Here is a 19,248-nt window from a genome sequence, read left to right on the forward strand (position 1 = left end):
AGGATATATCCACCCGCCTTCGATATTGGCGCGTTCTGCTCTCAACATTCCAGCAAGCAATGTTTCGAATTGATTTCAAAGCCACTGCACGCCGCCGTCCTATCCGACCGATGCACTTGCGCCTGCGCAACCGTCTTGATTGGTTACCCATTTGGTGACATGGAAACCCACTTGCCTGCCGGGTTCCGCACCCACAAGATGCCGACGAGCTGAAAACGACCACCTCAACCGGGGATGTTTTACAAGCGAACCGTCAACCTGTCGGTCGGGGACGGCTTCACCGTCTCGCTCCACCGGCCGGACAGCCGAACCGGCGCGACGAGCGACATTCTCGACCACCCTCCCCCATTGGCCCGCTCCCTTTCGAAGGAGACAATGCCGTGCCGACCGAATCCACGCCCCGCGTCGGCACCGCCGTCGAACCGCATCCCGTTCTGGACGCCTATTATGGCGACAGGACGCAGCGTCAGCGCTTCGTCCGTGGGCTGTTCAACCGCACTGCCCATCATTACGACCGCATCAACGCCATCTTCGCGCTCGGGTCCGGTTCCTGGTACCGGTCGCAATGCCTGCGGCGGGCGGGTTTGCAGCCGGGCATGCGGGTGCTGGACGTCGCCATCGGCACCGGGCTCGTGGCACGGGAGGCCGTGTCGCTCTGCGGCAATCCCGGCGATGTCATCGGCCTGGATCTCAGCGAAGCGATGCTGGCGGAGGCACGGCGCAGTCTTCCCATCCCGCTGATCCAGGGCGTGGCCGATGCCCTGCCGCTGGCCGATGGCAGTGTGGACCTCGTCACCATCGGCTATGCGCTGCGCCATGTCGGCGACCTGACCGCCACGTTCCGCGAGTTCCGCCGGGTGCTGCGTCCGGGCGGGACCGTGCTGGTGATGGAGATCGGCCGGCCGCGCCGCCCGGTCACCCGGCATCTGATGAACGCCTATCTCGGCATGGTGGTGCCGGCCATCTCACGCCTCAGCGGTGGCGGTGAGAGCGGACGGACGCTGATGCGCTATTATTGGGAGACGATCGACCGTTGCGTGGAGCCGGAGGTCATCACCGCCGCGATGGCGGCGGCCGGGCTGGCACAGGTACGCTGCGACACCGATTACGACCTGTTCAAGAACTATATCGGCAAGCGCCAAGCCGAAGCCATGGTGTGAAGGGCTGAGCGAAGGGCCGATGGGCAGTGATCCGCCTGTTGTTACTACCCCTCTTAGGGGTTCCTCACCCGCCTTTGCCGATGCCTTCATCGGGTTATCGCACTCATAGTTGTCCCTACAGGGCAACAACCAGAACAGATTCGGTGAGGAAAGACATGCTGGCTAGAACGACTTGGGCGGCATTGTCGGTGGCGGCTTTGCTGGTCGGCTGCGCCGGGCAACAACAGGGTGCTGCGACCGGCGACGGGACAGGCGCCACCGCCTCGGCCGCACCGTCGACACCGGGGGGAAGAATGGTGAAGTCACGCGACGGCCGCTATGAGGGCGAAGTGATCGGCACCCCTGCCCCCGGCAGCCGTTTCGCCAAATTGCAGATCGGCATGACGATGGAGGAGGTCTCCACCCTGATCGGCGCGCCCGACAACATGATCCGGCACGAGACCGGCAAGCGCTGGATCCCGTTCTATTTCGGCAACGACGCCCAGCGGCTTCAAGTGATCTACCGCAACGAAGGCTGCCTGACCTACACCGGCGGCAATGTCTTCGGCGGCGGCGGGTCGGAATTGATCCGCATCACCGTCGCGCCGAAGGGCGGTTGCCTGGACACGTAAAGCCGCCGATGAAAGCCGCCGACTGGCCAAAGCGGGGAGTTCCCACCCCGCTCAGGCATCGATCAGAAGGCGGTTCTTTTCCATCGTCACCTGCTCCGTCCTGGCGGTGGCGATCACCGCCTTCTGGAGCTTTTCGAAGGCACGCACCTCCAACTGGCGCACCCGCTCGCGCGAGACGTGGAAGGTCTGGCTCAGTTCCTCCAGCGTCAGCGGCTCGTCGCGCAGGCGGCGGGCGATCAGGATCTTGCGCTCGCGGTCGTCCAGCACGCCCAGCCCGAGCTTGAGGAACTGCTGACGCCGGCGGCGCTCTTCGGAGTCGGCGAGGGTCGTCTCCTGGTCCGGACGGTCGTCGGCCAGCAGGTCCTGCCACTCGGCATCGCCATCCTCCGACAGGCCGACGTTCAGCGAGCGGTCGTTGCCCAGGCGGCGGTTCATCTCCACCACCTCGGCCTTCGACACGTTCAGTTCGGTGGCGATGCTCTCCACCGCCTCCGGCGACAGGTCGCCGCTCTCCAGTTCCTGCATCCGTGCCTTCAGACGGCGCAGGCTGAAGAACAGCTTCTTCTGCCCGGCGGTGGTGCCGATCTTCACCAGCGACCAGTTGTGCAGGACATACTCCTGGATAGCGGCACGCACCCACCACGAGGCATAGGTGGCAAAGCGGAACCCCTTGCCGGGATCGAACTTCTGCGCCGCCTGCATGACGCCGACATTGCCCTCCGCCACCAGATCGGCCAGCGGCAGGCCATAGCCGAGATAGCCGCGCGCCATCTTGACGACAAGCCGCAGATGGCTGCCGACCAGCATGTCGAGCGCCGCCGGATCCTGCCGGTCGTGCCAGCGGACCGCCAGATCATGTTCCTGTTCAGGCGTCAGATACTGATACTTGCGGGCATCCTGCAGATAGAGCTGCATCGGCTCGGCGGAACGGGGTTCGGCAGGACGGGCTTGGGTGGTGGTTTGTACGGTGGGCTGGGTCGTGCGGGTTTCAGCGTTTCGCTGCATGGTGTCTCTTTTTCTCCCATCCGACGGGAGCGGCGCCGCGGGCAAAGGCCCCGGCGTTGTTCGGGTCGGTCCTGTTGAAAGGTCGATTTTTGGTTCGTTGCGTTACCGGCATTCGACGCTGCCGGACGGCGTGCACCGGGTCTCGGTGCAGGAACGGTCAAAGAAGGGGTCCTCTCCAGCCCCGCGGGCAGCGCCGCGACCGGGGAAGGAGGTCACAGCAGCCAGCACGCCGCGAGGGCCGGAGAGGAGCGGCTGGGCCACGCGATCAGCGCGACCGAACCGGGGAAAACTTAAGGATCATCGGGGCAAAAGCCATCCTGTCGGAGCCGGCGCCATCAGCGGCGCAACAGACTCTATATAGGAATTTTCCCAACGCATAAAAGGGGCGCCCAGGCGAATTTTCCTGGCACCCCAACTGAAGCTCGGTTCCCGCGCCTGTCTTGGCGGGACGCTTTCGGAAATGGGACACGCCACCGCCGCTTTCAACCCCCTGCCGCAAGATCGATGATCTTTCGAATTTCGATGGACCTTCATAAGAGGATCAACCGATCCTCGGTCGAATCATGCAAATCAAACTCCCATGTGAGATTTTATTTGAAAGTCTAAATACTGTCTTCCAATGATCATGCCGTGTTATTTTTATGTTATCACTTGCAGTCTTACCTCTTCTGCGCTTACCGTCGGCCTGTTTCCAGCATCCACCGACCCGAGGCTAGAGCCGACATGCTTGAAGACATCGTGATCGACACCCCTGTCGACCGGCCGCATACGTCCGGCCAGGCGTCTGAACGGATTTCCGGCCATGCGCCGTCCCAGCCTCTGCGCGTCGCGGTGCTGTGGAAGACGCCGAATCTCGGCCTCTATTCGAACGCCCCCTTCGACGACCTGTACAACGGGATCGGGCACAACAACGGCAACCTCGCCTTCGTGCATTCGATCTGCAGCCACATCACTAACCCGGTGAAGCATTTCAGCTGGGGTTCGTCGGCGGAGACGCTGCGGAACAACGCCGACATCATCGTCATTCCCTGCGCCAACCAGCTGGGCCGCCACACCGATTACGGCCAGATGGCGGAGAATCTGGAAGAATCCGGCCTTCCCGTCGTCGCCATCGGCCTTGGTGCCCAGGCGAACAGCTATGAGCACGACATCGAACTAAGCCCCGGCACGCTGCGCTGGGCGCAGGTGATCGCGGCCTCCAACCCGTCCTCCGCGACCTCGCCCAACATCTACACCCGCGGTGCCTACACCACGGCACAGCTGGACAAGCTGGGCATCTCCGGCTCGCTGCCCGGCGGCTGCCCGTCGCATTTCCTCAACCAGGCGCCGGGCCTGGGCCGGAAGATCCATGCGAACTGGTCGGTGCTCGACCTGCCGCGCTCGGTCACCGTGGCCGGCGGCCATCAGGCCTGGGTGAAGACGCGGGAAATCGAACATCAGCTGATCGCCCTGATGATGGACCCCATCGCGCCCGGCCAGTACATCGTCCAGTCGATGGGCGAGATGATCCGCGCCTCGCGCGGGCTGTTCGACAGCATCGACCCGCATGCGCTGAAGGAAATCCACCGCCACACCGTGCCGCATTACTCCTTCGAGGAGTTCAAGGCCTGGTGCCGGAACTACATGCGATCCTACTATGACGTGCCGGCCTGGATGGACACTCTGCGGCAGCAGGATCTGACCATCGGCTGCCGCTATCACGGCGTCGCCCTGGCGATCCAGGCGGAGCGGATGGGCCTGACGGTCACCATCGATTCCCGCACGCGCGAGCTTTGCGAGAACACCGGCGTGCCCTATGCCGACGCCGCCGACCTGACGATGCCGCTGACCCGCAGCCGTCTGAAATCACTGATCAATTTCGACCCCGACGCCTACGACCGCCACCGTGCCGAGTCGGCCGCCCGCTACCTGGACTTCCTGGTTGCCAACCGGCTTCAGCCGGCACCGTTCCTGAAGTCCATCGCGAACGGCAAGTGAAGGCCGCCATGCTCCGCCGGACCGCGGCACTGGCGATCACGCTGGGCATGGCCGCCGCGCAAGCCCAGGCACTGGCCATCAGGAAGACGGGGGAACCGGAAGCGGTCACCTCCTGGCAACGCGACGCCTGCGCCGAAAGCGACGCGCCGGACACCCCGGCGCGCGCCTTCCGGGATGCCGGCGGCACGGTGCATCTGATCGCCTCGCATTCCACCGCACGGGCGCTGACCGGCCCTTCGCTGGATGCCGTGCGGCCGAACTGCGCGGTGATCTTCCAGGGTCACGGGCAGGACGACCCACGCCTGCATGACGATCGCAGCTGGATCTCGTCCTTCTACACGCCGGACGGCAGCACGGTTTTCGCCCTGGTCAGCAACGAGTTCCATGCGCAGAAACGGCGGGCGCTTTGCCCGTCCGGCGAGTACACGCGCTGCTGGCGCAACAGCATCACCGCAGCGGTCTCCAGCGACGGCGGGGCCAGCTTCCGGCTGATCGCCGCGGCGCCCAACCACACCGTCGCGACACTGCCCTATCCCTACAGCGGCGATGTCGGCCAGCGCACCGGCTATTTCGCGCCCAGCAACATCGTCCGCAACGGCGACCACTGGTACGCCTTCCTGTGGGCCGAGCGGTTCGGCGCGCAACAGCGCGGCGCCTGCCTGATGCGCACCGACAACCTCGCCGATCCGCAAAGCTGGCGCGGGTGGGACGGCCACTCCTACTCCGTCCGCTTCGTCCGCGACGGCCAGAGCGATGATGCGCCGGAAAACCATGTCTGCGCCCCGGTCGCCCCCGGCGTGTTGCAGGGCACCGTGCGCAGCATCGTCCGCCACCGCGCCAGCGGCCTGTTCATCGCCACGGTGGCGATGACCCGCGACGGCCGCACCGGCATCTGGACCAGCACCTCCCCCGATCTGGTCGGTTGGTCGAAGCCGGAGCTTCTGTGGGCCGCCCCCCTGCTGTTCCGTTACGGCTGCGGCGATGCGGCGGCTTTCGACTACCCGGCTCTGCTCGACCCGACCAGCCAGAGCCACAATTTCGAGGATGTCGGCAAGACCGCCTACGTCTACATGACGCGGCTGAACCTCGACAAATGCAGGATCACCTGGAACCGCGACCTCGTCCGCATGCGGGTGGAAATCGACGGAGGCTGACCGTCCGCCAGCGGTCAGGGTGCCGCGCTCTGAGCGGCCGGGCCTTGTAACCTGACAAACAACCGTTGCGAAGCGCCGGTCTGCGACCGATGTCTCGGCATGGACCCTGGAACGAGGAGCGGCGCCATGCCGGACAGCGATCCTTTCGACCTCCAGCGCTTCGTCAAGGCTCAGGACCCGGTCTACACGACCGTGCTGGCGGAGCTGAGCGAAGGCCGCAAGCGCAGCCATTGGATGTGGTTCATCTTCCCGCAGCTGCGCGACCTCGGCCGCTCGCCCACCGCCCGGTTCTATGGCATCGCCGGCCTGGACGAGGCGGGGGCCTATCTGGCGCACCCCGTCCTGGGCAGCCGGCTGGCACAGGCGATCGAGACCGTGCTGGCCGTGCAGGGGCGGACGCTTCATGAGATCTTCGGCTCACCCGACGACCTGAAGTTCCGCTCCTCCATGACCCTGTTCGCCCAGGCGGCGGCAGAGGGGGGAGACCTCTACCGCAATGCGCTTGACCGATTCTGCGACGGCCGGCCGGACGATGCGACCTTGAAGCTGCTGGCCTGACAGCCGGCCGTCAGGCCAGCAAGTCGCCAAGGGCCAGCCCGCGCTCCCGCCCCAGACTGTCCAGCATCGCCAGCGTGGCGCCGTCCAGCGGAATGCCGTCGGCCAGACGCTGCCGGCGGGTGCGGGTTTCCGGTTCGCCCGGCATCTGGATGGCCTCGGCCCCCGGCGCCGTGGGCGTGTCGCGGACATAGGCCACCAGCTCGTCGAGATCGGCGGCCCATTGCGCGTTGCCGCCGCGCGCCGGGTCGAAGACGATGGCGAACATGTTGTTCATCACCCGGCCGGAATCCTGGTGGGACGGCGTACCCGGCATCGCAGAGGCCAAAGCCCCCGCCAGCACGTCGCACATCAGCGCCAGCCCGAATCCCTTGTGCCCGCCCAGCGGCAGCAGGGCGCCCGACGGGTCCTGGAACATCACGCCGGGATCGCGCGTGGGGTCGCCCTGCTGGTCGAGCAGCAGGCCCGGCGCCATCTCCTGCCCCTTGCCCATGGCGACGCGGCATTTGCCGACGGCGACGGCGCTGGTGGCGAAATCCAGGATCAAGGCCGGCGTCGCCTGCGTGGCCGGAACCGCGATGCAGATCGGGTTGGTGCCCAGCCGCGGCCGGGTGCCGTCATGCGGCGCCACCGCCGGGCGGGTGACGACATTGACGAAGGCGAGCATGACCATCCCGGCACCGCTGCACTGCTCGCCATAGGAACCGACACGGCCGATGTGGTGGCTGTCGCGCAGAGACAGCACGGCCAACCCGTCCTGCCGCGCCTGTTCGATGGCAAGCTCCGTTGCCTCGCGCGCGATCACCTGCCCATAGCCGCTGTCGCCGCCGACCGCCAGGAAGGGACCGGACCGGCCGATCACGGTGGCATGCCGGTTGGGACGCAGCAGCCCGGCGGCAATCGCCGGCATGTACATCGCCAGCATGCCGACACCGTGGCTGTCGTGCCCGCGCAGATTGGCCTCGACCAGATGGTCGGCGACGACCGCCGCTTCCGAAGCCTCGCTTCCCGCCGCTTGCAGCAGACGCCGCGCCGCCTCCGCCAGCCGCTCCGCCCGGACCGGCCGCAATCCGGTGCCATAGACGCCGGCAGTGAAGGACGCCGCCGCGGCGAAGGGATCCTTGTGTGTTTCCGTCATCGTCTGCCTTCCCGTTCGATGGCCCCTATTTGGTTGCCGGCCCCGCGGCGGGGCAAGGGCCAAGTTGCGGCCGAAAAAGCAAGGGGGCGGATCCCGGCAGCCTTGACCGCCGGAAATCCGCCCCGCTTCAGCAGATCAGACCATCAGGTCAGGCGGCGTTGACCTCCGCTACGAAGCGCCGGACTTCGTCCTTCAGCCGCTCGGACTGTTCCGAGACGCTCTCGACGCTGGTGGAGACGAGGCGCATCCGCTCGCTGGTGGTGGTCATGGTGGACGACAGCGAACCGACGCTGCTGGTGACGCGGCGGGAGTTGTCGGCGGCGGCGCGGGCGTTGGCGAAGATCTGGTGAGTCGCCGCCTCCTGCTGCTGCACGGCCGACGCCACCTCGCCGTTCAGCGCGCTGAGGTTGGTGATCAGGCTGGCGATGCTTTCGATGGCGCCGATGGCGTTCGCGGTCGCCGCCCGGATCGCGCCGACCTGCGACTGGATGTCCTCGGTGGCTTTCGCCGTCTGGGTGGCGAGGCTCTTCACCTCGCTCGCCACGACGGCGAAGCCCTTGCCGGCCTCGCCGGCGCGCGCCGCCTCGATGGTGGCGTTGAGCGCCAGCAGGTTGGTCTGGCCGGCAATCGAGTTGATCAGTTCCACCACCGCGCCGATCTGCTCGGCGGCCGACGCGAGGCCGGTGACGATCCCGGTGGTGTTGGAGGTCTCCGTCACCGCGCGGGACGCGGTCTGGGCGGCGCTTTCCACCTGCCGGCTGATGGCGGCGATGGAGCCGCGCAGTTCCTCGCTGGCCTGGGCGGCGGATTCGACGCTGTCGGAGGCACCCTGCGCGGCTCCGGCGGCGGCATGCGCCTCGTCGGTCGTGCTGGCGGCGTCGTTGGTCAGGGCGGCGGTGCGCTCGTGCAGGGCGACGGTGGTGGTGCTGAGCGTCGCCACGACCTCGTCCATCGCGCGGGCGAACTCGGCCGCACGGACGGACAGGCGCTCGCGCTGAAGGTCGCGGGCGGCACGCTCCAGGTCGGCGCGCTGGCTCTCGTCGCGGGCGCCCTGCAATGTGGTGGCGAGGCCGGCGACGGCGCGGGCCATGTCGCCGATCTCGTCGGGCCGGTCGGCATGGGGCACGGCAGCCGTCAGGTCGCCGCCGCCGATGCGGCCCAGCACGTCGCGGATCGCCAGCAGCGGACGCGACATTCCGCGCGACACCCAGATGCCGATGCCGACGCTGATCGCCAGCAGCAGCAGCGAGACCCCAAGCTCGCGCCAGATGCGGGCGCGGAATTCCGCATCGACGTCGTCGGTGTAGACGCCGGTGCCGACCATCCACTGCCAGGGCTGGTAGCCGGCGGCATAGGCGATCTTCGGGGTCGGATCGGCGTCGTCGGTGCGCTTGTGGCGGAAGGCGACGAAACCGCCGCCGGCCTTGGCCGCCTCGGTCATCTGCACGTTGAAGGGGACGCCGTCGGGGTCCTTCAGATTCAGCAGGTTCTTGCCCTCGACCTGCGGGCGCAGGCCATGGACCAGGCTGACTCCGGCATAGTCGTAGACGAAGAAATACTCGCCGTTGCCATAGCGCATGGCGCGCACGGCGTCGCGGGCACGCTCCTGCGCCTCCGCGCGCGGCAGCTTGCCGGACTTCTCCTGTTCGCCATACAGCGCGATGACGGACGCCGCCGCATCGACCATCTCCTTGACCTTGGCCTTGCGCTGCTCGATCAGGTTCGTGCGCGTTCCCGTCAGGTGGACGGTGGCCCCGGCCAGCGTGCCGAGCAGCGCCACGCCGAACACCAGCAGCATGAGCCGCGTACCAATCTTGAGCTTCATCGCCCTTCTCCTTACTCCTGATCCACGCGGCATCGCGCGGCATCCACGCATCGATTTTCGATTGGTCCTCTGACCGGTTCTCCAGTCAGGCCGGGCAGCAGGCCCCGGCTTTCGCCTCCAGCGGAGACACCAGCGGGTCGCACCGCCACCATCCCGGCCCGCCCGGCGGGGCAGAGAGGCGGGTGAAGTCCACGACCTCGCAATTTCCCAGCTCCACGCCCGGCCGCCCGGCGAGCCGGTGCAGCAGAATGCGGGCCACTCCCTTGCTGCCGACCAGCAGCGGCCGGTGCTCCAGGAGTCCGGCGGGTCCGTTCGCCAGTTCGTCGACACCATCCAGGACACGGGCGGCGAAGGCGCCTTCGCTCTCCCCTCCCGGCGGCGTTTCTCCGGCGGCGAACCAGGGGCGGGTCAGCTCGATCGGCAGGCCGTTCCACGCCCCCAGGCTGCGCTCGCGCAACCAGTCCCTTCTCAGAAGCGGAACGCCCAGCGTCTCGGCGAAGACAGCGCCGGTCACGGCAGTGCGGTCCAGCGGACCGGCGATCACCAGACCGCAGGTCCGGCCGGACCGGCGGAGCCGCTCCGCCGCTTGCCGGGCCTGCTCGACCCCGCGTTCGGTCAAGGGAATGTCCCGGTCGCCGCCGCAGCGCAGGCCCCGAAGGTTGTCGTCCGTCTCGCCATGGCGCACGAAATGGAAACCGTCCGTCATCGCCGGCCTCCTCACCGGAACAGGATGCGGGCAGCGCCCGCGGTCCAGCCGATGGTGCTCTCCACCGGCAGGGCGTGGGGGGCCGACATCCAGCGGGCCAGGGCGTCGATGTGCAGAGGATCGCTCAGCGTCGGGGTATGGCCGACATCCGGCACATGCAGGACGCTCAACCCCGGCTTGCCCATCATCCGGGCGATGGTCGCCTCCTGCAGGGCGTCGCTCATCATGCCGTGCACCAGCAGCACCGGGCAGTCGATGCGCTGCCAGTCGTCCCACTGGTCGTGGTCCTGGATGGCGCCGTCGCGGTAGCATTGCAGCGCCCGGATGTCGTGGCGGTAGACCCGGCCGCCATTCTCCTCCGACCAGCGGGTCTGGTGGAAACTGTTGTGCAGGAGAACGGTGTCGTCCACCGGCCCGTCGTTCTTCTGGGCGGCCCCGGTGCGGTGGAACAGCTGGGCCGGATGGCGGAAGACATAGTGGCGGGCGACGGACTCGGCGCGGCGGCGACGCCGTTCGGTCGGAATGAAGGGGCCGATGTCGTTCAGGATGAGGCGTTCCACCAGCTCCGGAGCCTCCGCCGCCACCCGCATCGCCACGCTGCCGCCGAGCGAGGAGCCCAGCAGGGTGACCGGGCCCAGCTGCTTGTGGCGGATCAGGGCCAGCACCTGGGCGACGGTTCCGTCGAAGCTGTAGTCCGACTGGTCGGCCAGCCAGCCGCTGCGCCCGCGCCCGGCCCAATCGAGGCACAGCACATGGTAGCGGTGCGACAGGGCACGGGCGACATAGTCGAAGCGCCGGGCCGAATTCGCGATGCCCCCCAGGCATATCAGCGCCGGATTCTGCGGGCTGCCCCACTCCGTATAGGCGAGGCGGATGGTGTAGTCGGTGCGCAGCCGCTCCACCGTGCCGAGTTGCAGTGCCGCGCTGTGGGTATAATCGAAATGGCGCAGGCGATGGCCGGCACCGATCAGCGGCTCGACCACCCGCATGATGGTTTCATAGTTCTTCCAGGTCATTTCCTCGACGGTTCCGATCCCCAGCGCCTCCAGGGTGACGCGCAGGGTTTCCATCGCGCCGTCGTGGCGGCCATGGACAGGAAGGGTTTCCCCGGCGAAGGAGGGGCAGGGCATCGTCAGAACAGGCTCCACGAGCATCTGGTCAGGCATGGGCGTCGAAGCCTCCGTGATCGATGGGTGTGGGGGCGATGGACACAAGGCTGTCGGGGTTTGCGACATCGGCGGATGACGCACGGGGCTGGCGGGCGAAGGAGTTCATCGGACGGCCTCGCCCGCTGCCGGCGAGGCGGACGGAACCAGCAGGAAGACGATGCAGAAGGCCGTGCCGCACAGCATGCCGAGCGCACCGAGAGCCACCAGCGCAGCCTGCATTCCGAAGCGGTCGGCAAGCGCCGCAGCCAGCAACGGACCGATCACCGAACCGCCGCGCTCCAGCAGGCGGTAGACCGCGAAGACGCTGGACTCGCCCATGCGGGCACAGTCCGCGCGGCAGACCTCCGGGACCAAAGCCAGCTGGGTGGCGTTGTTGAAGGCGTGGGCGACGCCGAGAGCGGCGATGCCGATCAGGATCCCCGCGACGCCCTGTTCCTGCAGGATCGCCAGCGTGCCGGCCCCGCCGATCAGCCCGCCCAGCCCGGCGAACAGGGCATGACGGCCGGTGCGGTCGGCGACCTTCGACACCCATGGGCCGAGCAGGACGATGATCAGCCCATAGGTCATCATCAGACGGCCGATCCCGGCCGGCGTCTCACCGGCCGCATGCAGGGACACCGGGACGAGATAAAAGAGGTATCCGGTCAGCATCAGCTTCGTCGGCACCGACGAGAACAGCAGCAACGCCAGGAACCGGGGATTGGCAAGCAGTGCGGTCGCATCGCCCATGCGGAAGGGGCGTCGTTGCACCCGCTCCGTCCGGTCGGCCGGAAGAAGCGTCACCGCCGCCGCGGCCGCCAGCGCCAGCAGCGCCGAAACCGCGAAGGTGGCGCGGTAGCCGAACTGGTCGGCGAGGATGCCGCCCAGCGGTGCGCCGCACAGGCCGGCGACGATCACCGCGGCGACGAACTGCGCCATGCCGCGCGCGCGCCGCTCCGCCGGGGTGTGGCGGGCGACGAAGCCCTGCGCGCCGATGAACATCACCGCATAGCCGAGCGCGCAGGCCCCGCGCCACAGCAGCAGTTCCGCCATCGACCCGGCAGTCGCCGTCCCGATGAACCCCGCCACCGCCGGCAGGGTGCCGAGCAGCAGCGTGCGGCGGCTGCCGAACCGGTCGGCCCAATGGCCGGCAAAGGGCGTGAAGACGGCGACCAGAGCCATGAACAGCCCGATCGGCAGCCCCATCATCACGGTCTCGGACAGGCCGGAAACCGGGGTGTAGAGCTCGCGGGCGTAGAGCGGCAGGAAGGATCTCGACAGTTCCTCCGCCAGCATGAACAGGAACAGGGCGGCACGCATGCGGCCCACCGCCGATGCCGGCTCCGCATCCCCGCGGCCCGGGCGGGCGGCAAGCAGGAGCAACCCTTCGAACACCAGAAGAAGGCAGACGACCAGAAGCACGGCAGCGTCATAGAAGAAGCCGCGCACCGCCTCGGCCGGCAGCAAACCCGCGAGCCCCGGCAAAGTCATGGCACAGAAGGCAAGCATGGCCGCAGCCACAACCATCAGCCCCCGCAGGGGCGTGGCGCCGGCCAAGCGTGGGAAAGAAGGCAGCAGCAGGCCGGCTGACCACAGGACCGCCGGAATTGCAGCCGCCAGGATCGCCATATGGTTGCGTGCGGAATCGAGCGAAATCCGCACAGCAGAAAAGGTGGGATCCGCAGAGGCATTTCGATAAAATTTTGCATAAATCAGGCAAGAAAACAGTGCGATCCCAATCATCGCCAGAACAGGAAGAATCACGTGCGGGCGTATGACTGATTTTGATTGCATTTTTAGCTCCAGACACACAACCGCTGCGCAGAAGTGTTTCGGAGGCTAAATCCTAACTCCAAAGAATTGGTAAATCGAAATTGCTTCGGAAATAAAAGTTCTGGATTCTGAACGCCATACCTGGGTATGTTTTTTGTTGGCAACACTGATACTGAAAATATTCAGACAAATGCAACAGCACTTCTCTTAATACATATTCCTGATATGGTTTTGATGCGAATTTCAATGTTTCTTGGCGACATGGACAGCCGATGTCGAACAATCCGCGACGCTGGGGAACGGAATACACACGTTGGTTGCAGCGCAGCAAAGGTTGAGCTTTGCTATTTCGAATTGGAATCGCTTTTTGATTTTCACACATGATGAGAGTGAGATTGCGAAAACGCACCTCGCTCCTTCATTTTTTTCGGAGAAAATCGAAAAAATTGCTGACCATGGGAGGCGCGCCTTCCCCCCTCCAACGCCATGCCGCGAGGATGGGAGCGCTCCGCGGCGCTTCGCCACATCGCAAATGCAAATGATTCGCATCATTGTCGGGTCTGCGGCCCTTGCCGCCGATGCGCACGTCCTTTCCGGCGTGCCGCCCACAGGTGTCACACCATGATTCCGCCGCTATCCGGCCCCGCTCACGCCGCCTCTCCGTCTCCCGCCACCCATCCAGCACCTGGCCCAGCTCCCGGTCCAGCATCCGGCACCAGTTCCGATCCCCCCGCCGGTGCCGATCGCTGCCGTCTCGGTGCGTTGCGCAAGGGCCAGCGCGCGGTTGTGACCGGTCTGGACGACTCCGCCGTAGCAACCCCGCTGCCGCCCGGCGAACTGGAACGCCGCATGATCGAGATGGGCTTGATCGAAGGCGCCCGCGTGGAAATCCTGCATGAGGGATTCCCCGGCGCCGATCCGCTTGCCGTGCGCATCAACGACCACACCCTGGCCCTGCGCCGGGCGGAGGCGCACGCCGTCCTGGTGACGCTCGGCTGAGCCGTCACCTCCTCTTCCTGCGGAAAGGTTTCCGCGATGTCCGATACCGTTCTATCCACCCCGGCCTTCACCGGCGTCCCGCCGCGCATCGCCCTGGTCGGCAATCCCAATTGCGGCAAGACCGCCCTGTTCAACGCGCTGACCGGCGCCCGCCAGAAGGTGGCCAACTATCCCGGCGTGACGGTCGAGCGCAAGATCGGCGAGTTCCTCAGCCCGGCCGGCACCCGCGTGCAGCTCGTCGACCTGCCCGGAACCTACAGCCTGCGCGCCCGCTCCCCCGACGAGGAGGTGACGCGGGACGTCGTGCTGGGCCGCTTCCAACATGAAGCCCCGCCGGACGTGATGGTCTGCGTCGCCGACGCCACCAACCTGCGCCTGCATCTGCGGCTGGTGCTCGAATTGAAGAAGCTCGGCCGGCCGATCATCCTCGCCCTCAATATGATGGACGTGGCGGAGGCGCGGGGCTGCCGCGTCGATGCGGCGGCCCTGTCGGCGGCGCTGGGCGTGCCGGTGGTGCCGACGGTGGCGATCAAGCGAACCGGCGTGGCCGGTCTGCTCGACCAGATCGACCGCAGCATGATCGCAATGACCGCCGCGCTGCCCCCCTCCTCCGGCACCTCCTCCTGTGGCTGGAGCGAACCCTCCGCCCTCGACCTGCGCGCCTATCATCAGGAGGTCGAAACCATCCTGGCCGCCGCATTGCGCGATGCCGGCCAGCCGTCGCTCGCGACCAGCCGCATCGACGCCGCCCTGCTGCATCCGGCAATCGGCCTGCCCTTCCTGTTCCTGGTTCTGTTCCTGATGTTCCAGGCGGTGTTCGCCTGGGCCGCCGTGCCGATGGACATGATCGACAAGGGGCTGGGCTGGGTTCAGGCCGGCGCCGGAGCGGCCCTGCCCGACGGCCTGCTGAAAAGCCTGCTGACCGACGGCATCATCGCCGGCGTGGGCAGCGTGATGATCTTCCTGCCGCAGATCCTGGTGCTGTTCTTCTTCATCCTGATGCTGGAATCCACCGGCTACATGGCGCGGGCGGCCTTCCTGCTCGACCGGCTGATGGGCGGGGTCGGGCTGCATGGCCGGGCCTTCATCCCGCTGCTGTCCAGCTTCGCCTGCGCCGTCCCCGGCATCATGGCGGCGCGCACCATCGAGAACCGCGCCGACCGGTTGGCCACCATCATGATCGCCCCGCTGATGACCTGCTCGGCCCGGCTGCCGGTCTACACGCTGATCATCGCCGCCTTCGTTCCCGACCGGACCGTGGCCGGCGGCATGATCGGCTTGCAGGGGCTGGTGATGTTCACCCTCTACGCCGCCGGCATCCTGTCGGCGCTGGCGGCCGCCTTCGTGCTGAAACGCACGATCTTCAAGGGTGCCCGCGAACCGCTGCTGATGGAACTGCCATCCTACCGGCTGCCCAGCCCGCGCGACATCCTGCTGGGTCTGCTGGAGCGGGCACGCATCTTCCTGGCCCGCGCCGGCACGGTGATCTTCTCCATCATGATCCTGCTGTGGTTCCTCGGCAGCTTCCCGGCGGCGCCCGACGGAGCGACCGGACCGGCCATCGACTACAGCTTCGCCGGGATGCTCGGCCATGCGCTGGCCCCGCTTCTCGCCCCCATCGGCTTCACCTGGCAGATCGCCATCGCCCTGGTGCCGGGCATGGCGGCGCGCGAGGTGGCGGTGGCGGCGCTCGGCACCGTCTATGCGCTGAGCGAGACAGGCGACGCACTCTCCGGCTCGCTGGCCGGCGTGCTGGCGGCGGACTGGAGCCTGCCGACGGCGCTGTCGCTGCTGGCATGGTTCGTGTTCGCCCCGCAATGCGTCTCCACCCTGTCGGTGGTGAAGCGGGAAACCAACAGCTGGTTCTGGATGCTGGTGATGATCGTCTATATGACGGCGCTCGCCTATGGCGCCGCCTTCGTCACCTTCCACCTGTCCACCGCCCTGCTGGGAGGGTGAGCCATGATGGAAAACCTTCCCGAAACCATCCTCGTCGGCCTGATCGTCGCCGCCGCCTTCGCCTGGGTGGCCTGGACCATCCTGCTGCCCGCCCCCTTGCGCAACCGCCTGCGCCGGCTGGCCGGGCGGCCGGTTCCCTCGCAGACGGGCGGTTGCTCCGGCGGTTGCTGCGGCTGCGAGGCGGCGGGACCGAAACGCGGCAAGCGCTGCTGACGGTCCCGCCGCAGCGTCACCAGCCGGTCGGGCAGGACCGGCAGCCGGTCATCAGCGCGTCCTGGAAGATGGCGAAGCGCAGCTTGGCCCCGTCCATGTTCGCGCCGGACAGGTTGGACAGGGCCATCTTCGCCTCCTGAAGGTTGGCCCCTTCCAGGCTGGCGCCGGCAAGATTGATCTTGTCGGCGCGGATCGCCTCCAGATTGGCGGCGGTCAGGTCGCTATTGGTGAAGTCGGCGCCGGTGGCACGGGCAAACTCCAGATTGGCGCCCCGCAACCGCGCACCGGACAGGCGCGCGCCCTGGAGAAAGGCGGTGCGCAGGTCTGCACCGTCCAGTATGGCGCCGGTCAGGTCGGCGCCGCGCAGGTCCGCCTTGCGCAGGTCGGCCCGCATCAGGTTGGCCCCATGCAGATCGGCCCCGGCCAGCGACAGCCCGCGCAGATTGCGATGCCGCAGATCGAGGTTGGGGCAGACGATGCGGGGGCCGAGCGTGCATCCGTTGACGACGCTCGCCCGCTCCTCCTCGCCGCCGCCGACCGGCTGTCCGGCCTCCTCGACGGCCGCCGGAATCGCCGCCGTCTCCATTTCCGCCGCCAGGACGGCGGGGACCGGCGCGGCAAGGCAGACGGCCAGGGCGTTCAGGGCCAGGATCCGGCAGAGTTTTCTCGGCAGCACGGTTTTGCTGTGCGACGTCATGATGATGCCTCCGATGAAAAGGACCGGGGCGGCAACCGCCCCGGCGCTCCATGCTCCGGTTTCGCAGAGCCGGTCACTTGTTGCTGGAGACCTTCACGTCGGCCAGCTTGAACGCCCAGAAGGAACCGCCCTGGGTCACGCGGGTGGTCAGGTCGGCCAAGTCGCCGCCCCACAACGGCACCGCGCCGCCATAGCCGGTGGTGATGCCGACATACTGCACCCCGTCCTGCTCCCAGGTGATCGGGGAGGAGACGATCCCCGACCCGGTCTGGAAGTGCCACAGCTCCTGGCCGCTCTTGGCGTCGAAGGCCTTGACGAAACCGTCGCCGGTGCCGGTGAAGACCAGATTGCCGGCGGTCGCCAGCGTGCCGGCCCACAGCGGCAGCTCCTCCTTATGCTCCCAGACGATCTTGCCGGTCTTCGGATCCAGCGCCCGCAGGCTGCCGACATGGTCGTCGAACATTTTGTGGATGCGGAACCCCATGCCGAGATAGGCCGAGCCGGGGTTGTAGCCGACATGCTCGGTCCAGTAATCCTCCTTCCAATGGTTGGCGGCGATGTAGAACAGCTTGGTGTCCTCGCTGTAGGACATCGGGTTCCAGTTCTTGCCGCCCAGGAACGGCGGCGATACCTCGACCGGCTTGCCGCGCTTCTCGCCTTCGGCCGGCAACGGCGGGCGCTGGCCCTCATTCTCGATCGGACGGCCGGTCTTCAGGTCGATGCCCTTGGCCCAGGTGATGCCGTCGACGAAGGGATAGGCCGCCAGCACGCTGTTGGGCTTGTTCGCCTCGCCGCCGGCCGTCGCCAGCTTGGTCCGGTCGGTGACGTAGAAGAAGCCGTTGCGGTCGGCATGGGCCGTCGCCTTCACCGTCTTGCCCGACGCGTCGGTGTAGTCGAACAGCACCAGCTCGTTGTTGCCGGAGAAGTCCCAGGTGTCGTTCGGCGTGTGCTGGTAGAAGCCCTTCAGCTCGCCGGTGGTCGGGTCGACATAGGCCTGCCCGGAGGTGTAGAGGCTGTCTCCCGGCCAGCGTGCCCAGCCGTTCCAGGGCGCCGGGTTGCCGGTGCCGATGACGATGGTGTTGGTCTCCACGTCGAAGGTGGCGCTCTGCCAGGGCGCGCCGCCGCCATGGTTCCACGCCTCCACCAGATTGCCGTCCTTGTCGCGCGGCCAGGAGGGGGCCCTGTCGCTGCCGGTCGGCGTGCTGTCCTTGCCGTTCAGCCGGCCCATATGGCCCTCGACCAGCGGACGCATCCAGATCTCGTCGCCGGTGTCGGGATCGCGGGCGAACAGGCGCCCGACCACGCCGAACTCGTCGCCCGAAGACCCGTGGATCAGCAGAACCTTGCCGGTCTTCTGGTCCTTCACGATGGTCGGCGCGCCGGTCATGGTGTAGCCGACCTTGTGATCGGCGAACTTCTTCTTCCAGACGACCTTGCCGGTGTCCTTGTTCAGCGCGACGACGGACGCGTCGAGCGTGCCGAAGAAGACCTTGTCGCCATAGATCGCAGCACCGCGGTTGACCACGTCGCAGCAGGGCCGGATGTCGTCGGGCAGCCGGTGGGAATAGCTCCACAACCGCTTGCCGGTCTTGGCGTCCAGCGCGAACATCCGCGAGTAGGAGCCGGTGACGTAGATCACCCCGTCATGGACCAGCGCCTGGGTTTCCTGCCCGCGCTGCTTCTCGTCGCCGAAGGAGAAGGACCAGGCGGGGACCAGACGCGACACGCTTTCGGTGTCGATCTGCTTCAGGGTGCTGAAACGCTTGCCTTCCACCCCCATCCCGTACATCAGCACGTCGCCGGGATTCTTCGCATCGTTGGCGATGGCATCCCAGGTGACGTCGGACGCCAGCGCCGGGCCGGCAGGCGCCGCGGCCAGGAACAGCGCGGCGGCCACGGCCGCGATCCCGGCCAGACAGGCCCCGCGGAAGCGGCGTCGCGGCTTGCCGCCGGCGACGGCCGCACTCGTGCTGTAGGACGAAAGTGTCATGCGTTTCCCCCGATGATTGGCCGCGAAGCGGCAGTTGCGAACACGGCCTTGCGAAGCCGTGCCGGCGATGGCGTCACGCCGGCTCGATCCCGTTCCTGCGGGTGGCGGGAGGCGATGCCACCCCGGTAGCGGGATCGAGCCGAGCGTGACGATGTCGCGCCAGAAAGCCGTTGCTTTCTGAATGGCAGGACCCTTTTCAGGCCGGCCTGTGCATCCCGCCCGGCGCACAGCACCATGTCTTGCCAGCTCCAATAGTCTCCCGGACGGAGCCATGGTTCCATTCGACAATCCGGGGAAGAATTTCTTGACTTGATCCCATGACGACATCCCGGATCGGC

Annotated in this window: 17 protein-coding genes; 9 read left to right on the forward strand and 8 right to left on the reverse strand. The window is 67.1% G+C overall.

What is annotated here, in order from left to right:
• Positions 1-380: 380 nt before the first annotated feature.
• Both CRT60_RS10525 and CRT60_RS10530 read left to right on the forward strand, forming a co-directional pair.
• The gene (locus CRT60_RS10525) at positions 381-1,160 is read left to right on the forward strand and encodes a class I SAM-dependent methyltransferase (RefSeq protein WP_244592399.1); all 780 of its coding nucleotides are present in this window, start codon (positions 381-383) and stop codon (positions 1,158-1,160) included.
• Positions 1,161-1,453: 293 nt separating this feature from the next.
• On the forward strand, positions 1,454-1,771 hold the full coding sequence (locus CRT60_RS10530) for a hypothetical protein (RefSeq protein WP_204561821.1): 318 nt from the start codon (positions 1,454-1,456) through the stop codon (positions 1,769-1,771).
• Positions 1,772-1,822: 51 nt separating this feature from the next.
• On the opposite strand, the gene rpoH is transcribed toward CRT60_RS10530, so the two are convergent.
• Positions 1,823-2,776 carry an RNA polymerase sigma factor RpoH gene (gene rpoH, locus CRT60_RS10535; RefSeq protein ID WP_098736387.1) on the reverse strand — a complete coding sequence of 318 codons (954 nt, stop codon included), beginning with the start codon at positions 2,774-2,776 and terminating at the stop codon, positions 1,823-1,825.
• Between the two features lie 723 nt (positions 2,777-3,499).
• On the opposite strand from rpoH, the gene CRT60_RS10540 reads away from it, so the two are divergent.
• The 3 genes from CRT60_RS10540 (at position 3,500) to CRT60_RS10550 (ending at position 6,465) form a co-directional block, all read left to right on the forward strand.
• The gene (locus CRT60_RS10540) at positions 3,500-4,753 is read left to right on the forward strand and encodes a polysaccharide pyruvyl transferase family protein (RefSeq protein ID WP_098736388.1); all 1,254 of its coding nucleotides are present in this window, start codon (positions 3,500-3,502) and stop codon (positions 4,751-4,753) included.
• An 8-nt stretch (positions 4,754-4,761) separates the two neighbouring features.
• Positions 4,762-5,907 (forward strand): hypothetical protein, encoded by a 1,146-nt coding sequence (locus CRT60_RS10545; protein ID WP_098736974.1) that lies wholly within the window; start codon positions 4,762-4,764, stop codon positions 5,905-5,907.
• A gap of 126 nt (positions 5,908-6,033) precedes the next feature.
• Entirely contained in the window at positions 6,034-6,465 is a 432-nt protein-coding gene (locus CRT60_RS10550; protein WP_098736389.1) for a DUF1810 domain-containing protein, read from the forward strand.
• A gap of 10 nt (positions 6,466-6,475) precedes the next feature.
• On the opposite strand, the gene CRT60_RS10555 is transcribed toward CRT60_RS10550, so the two are convergent.
• The 5 genes from CRT60_RS10555 to CRT60_RS10575 form a co-directional block, all read right to left on the reverse strand.
• Positions 6,476-7,600: a malate/lactate/ureidoglycolate dehydrogenase gene (locus CRT60_RS10555; RefSeq protein ID WP_098736390.1), complete on the reverse strand. Its 1,125-nt coding sequence runs from the start codon at positions 7,598-7,600 to the stop codon at positions 6,476-6,478.
• 148 nt (positions 7,601-7,748) lie between these two features.
• On the reverse strand, positions 7,749-9,425 hold the full coding sequence (locus tag CRT60_RS10560; protein WP_098736391.1) for a methyl-accepting chemotaxis protein: 1,677 nt from the start codon (positions 9,423-9,425) through the stop codon (positions 7,749-7,751).
• Positions 9,426-9,510: 85 nt separating this feature from the next.
• Positions 9,511-10,131 carry a histidine phosphatase family protein gene (locus tag CRT60_RS10565; protein ID WP_098736392.1) on the reverse strand — a complete coding sequence of 207 codons (621 nt, stop codon included), beginning with the start codon at positions 10,129-10,131 and terminating at the stop codon, positions 9,511-9,513.
• A gap of 11 nt (positions 10,132-10,142) precedes the next feature.
• A complete protein-coding gene (locus CRT60_RS10570) occupies positions 10,143-11,297 on the reverse strand; it encodes an alpha/beta fold hydrolase (protein WP_098736393.1) in 1,155 nt (384 codons plus the stop codon).
• 105 nt (positions 11,298-11,402) lie between these two features.
• Positions 11,403-12,788, reverse strand: coding sequence for an MFS transporter (locus CRT60_RS10575; RefSeq protein ID WP_244592400.1), 1,386 nt, complete (start codon positions 12,786-12,788; stop codon positions 11,403-11,405).
• A 577-nt stretch (positions 12,789-13,365) separates the two neighbouring features.
• Here CRT60_RS10575 and CRT60_RS36165 point away from each other — a divergent pair.
• The 4 genes from CRT60_RS36165 to CRT60_RS10590 are packed head-to-tail and all read left to right on the forward strand — an operon-like array spanning position 13,366 to position 16,223.
• Positions 13,366-13,677, forward strand: a complete 312-nt coding sequence (locus CRT60_RS36165) for a hypothetical protein (RefSeq protein ID WP_161958021.1) — start codon at positions 13,366-13,368, stop codon at positions 13,675-13,677.
• Positions 13,674-14,051 carry a FeoA family protein gene (locus tag CRT60_RS37515; RefSeq protein WP_098736395.1) on the forward strand — a complete coding sequence of 126 codons (378 nt, stop codon included), beginning with the start codon at positions 13,674-13,676 and terminating at the stop codon, positions 14,049-14,051. Before CRT60_RS36165 ends, CRT60_RS37515 begins: the two co-directional genes overlap by 4 nt.
• Before the next feature lie 36 nt (positions 14,052-14,087).
• Positions 14,088-16,010, forward strand: coding sequence for a ferrous iron transporter B (gene feoB / locus CRT60_RS10585; protein WP_098736396.1), 1,923 nt, complete (start codon positions 14,088-14,090; stop codon positions 16,008-16,010).
• A 3-nt stretch (positions 16,011-16,013) separates the two neighbouring features.
• Positions 16,014-16,223, forward strand: a complete 210-nt coding sequence (locus CRT60_RS10590) for a hypothetical protein (protein ID WP_244592402.1) — start codon at positions 16,014-16,016, stop codon at positions 16,221-16,223.
• A gap of 16 nt (positions 16,224-16,239) precedes the next feature.
• Here CRT60_RS10590 and CRT60_RS10595 read toward each other — a convergent pair whose 3' ends face one another.
• Complete coding sequence (locus CRT60_RS10595; RefSeq protein ID WP_098736397.1) at positions 16,240-16,920, reverse strand: pentapeptide repeat-containing protein; 681 nt, start codon at positions 16,918-16,920, stop codon at positions 16,240-16,242.
• 73 nt (positions 16,921-16,993) lie between these two features.
• Positions 16,994-18,910 (reverse strand): methanol/ethanol family PQQ-dependent dehydrogenase, encoded by a 1,917-nt coding sequence (locus CRT60_RS10600; protein ID WP_098736398.1) that lies wholly within the window; start codon positions 18,908-18,910, stop codon positions 16,994-16,996.
• Positions 18,911-19,248 lie beyond the last annotated feature (338 nt).

This window comes from Azospirillum palustre (assembly GCF_002573965.1).
Taxonomy (GTDB): domain Bacteria; phylum Pseudomonadota; class Alphaproteobacteria; order Azospirillales; family Azospirillaceae; genus Azospirillum; species Azospirillum palustre.

Excerpts from the sequence above, each read along its gene's own strand:
- CRT60_RS10570 (WP_098736393.1), bottom strand. The coding sequence starts at position 11,297 with ATGCCTGACCAGATGCTCGTGGAGCCTGTTCTGACGATGCCCTGCCCC.
- CRT60_RS37515 (WP_098736395.1), top strand. The coding sequence starts at position 13,674 with ATGATTCCGCCGCTATCCGGCCCCGCTCACGCCGCCTCTCCGTCTCCC.
- CRT60_RS10540 (WP_098736388.1), top strand. The coding sequence starts at position 3,500 with ATGCTTGAAGACATCGTGATCGACACCCCTGTCGACCGGCCGCATACG.
- rpoH (WP_098736387.1), bottom strand. The coding sequence starts at position 2,776 with ATGCAGCGAAACGCTGAAACCCGCACGACCCAGCCCACCGTACAAACC.
- CRT60_RS10550 (WP_098736389.1), top strand. The coding sequence starts at position 6,034 with ATGCCGGACAGCGATCCTTTCGACCTCCAGCGCTTCGTCAAGGCTCAG.
- CRT60_RS10590 (WP_244592402.1), top strand. The coding sequence starts at position 16,014 with ATGATGGAAAACCTTCCCGAAACCATCCTCGTCGGCCTGATCGTCGCC.
- CRT60_RS10530 (WP_204561821.1), top strand. The coding sequence starts at position 1,454 with ATGGTGAAGTCACGCGACGGCCGCTATGAGGGCGAAGTGATCGGCACC.
- feoB (WP_098736396.1), top strand. The coding sequence starts at position 14,088 with ATGTCCGATACCGTTCTATCCACCCCGGCCTTCACCGGCGTCCCGCCG.
- CRT60_RS10555 (WP_098736390.1), bottom strand. The coding sequence starts at position 7,600 with ATGACGGAAACACACAAGGATCCCTTCGCCGCGGCGGCGTCCTTCACT.
- CRT60_RS10545 (WP_098736974.1), top strand. The coding sequence starts at position 4,762 with ATGCTCCGCCGGACCGCGGCACTGGCGATCACGCTGGGCATGGCCGCC.
- CRT60_RS10560 (WP_098736391.1), bottom strand. The coding sequence starts at position 9,425 with ATGAAGCTCAAGATTGGTACGCGGCTCATGCTGCTGGTGTTCGGCGTG.
- CRT60_RS10600 (WP_098736398.1), bottom strand. The coding sequence starts at position 18,910 with ATGACACTTTCGTCCTACAGCACGAGTGCGGCCGTCGCCGGCGGCAAG.
- CRT60_RS10565 (WP_098736392.1), bottom strand. The coding sequence starts at position 10,131 with ATGACGGACGGTTTCCATTTCGTGCGCCATGGCGAGACGGACGACAAC.
- CRT60_RS10575 (WP_244592400.1), bottom strand. The coding sequence starts at position 12,788 with ATGCTTGCCTTCTGTGCCATGACTTTGCCGGGGCTCGCGGGTTTGCTG.
- CRT60_RS10595 (WP_098736397.1), bottom strand. The coding sequence starts at position 16,920 with ATGACGTCGCACAGCAAAACCGTGCTGCCGAGAAAACTCTGCCGGATC.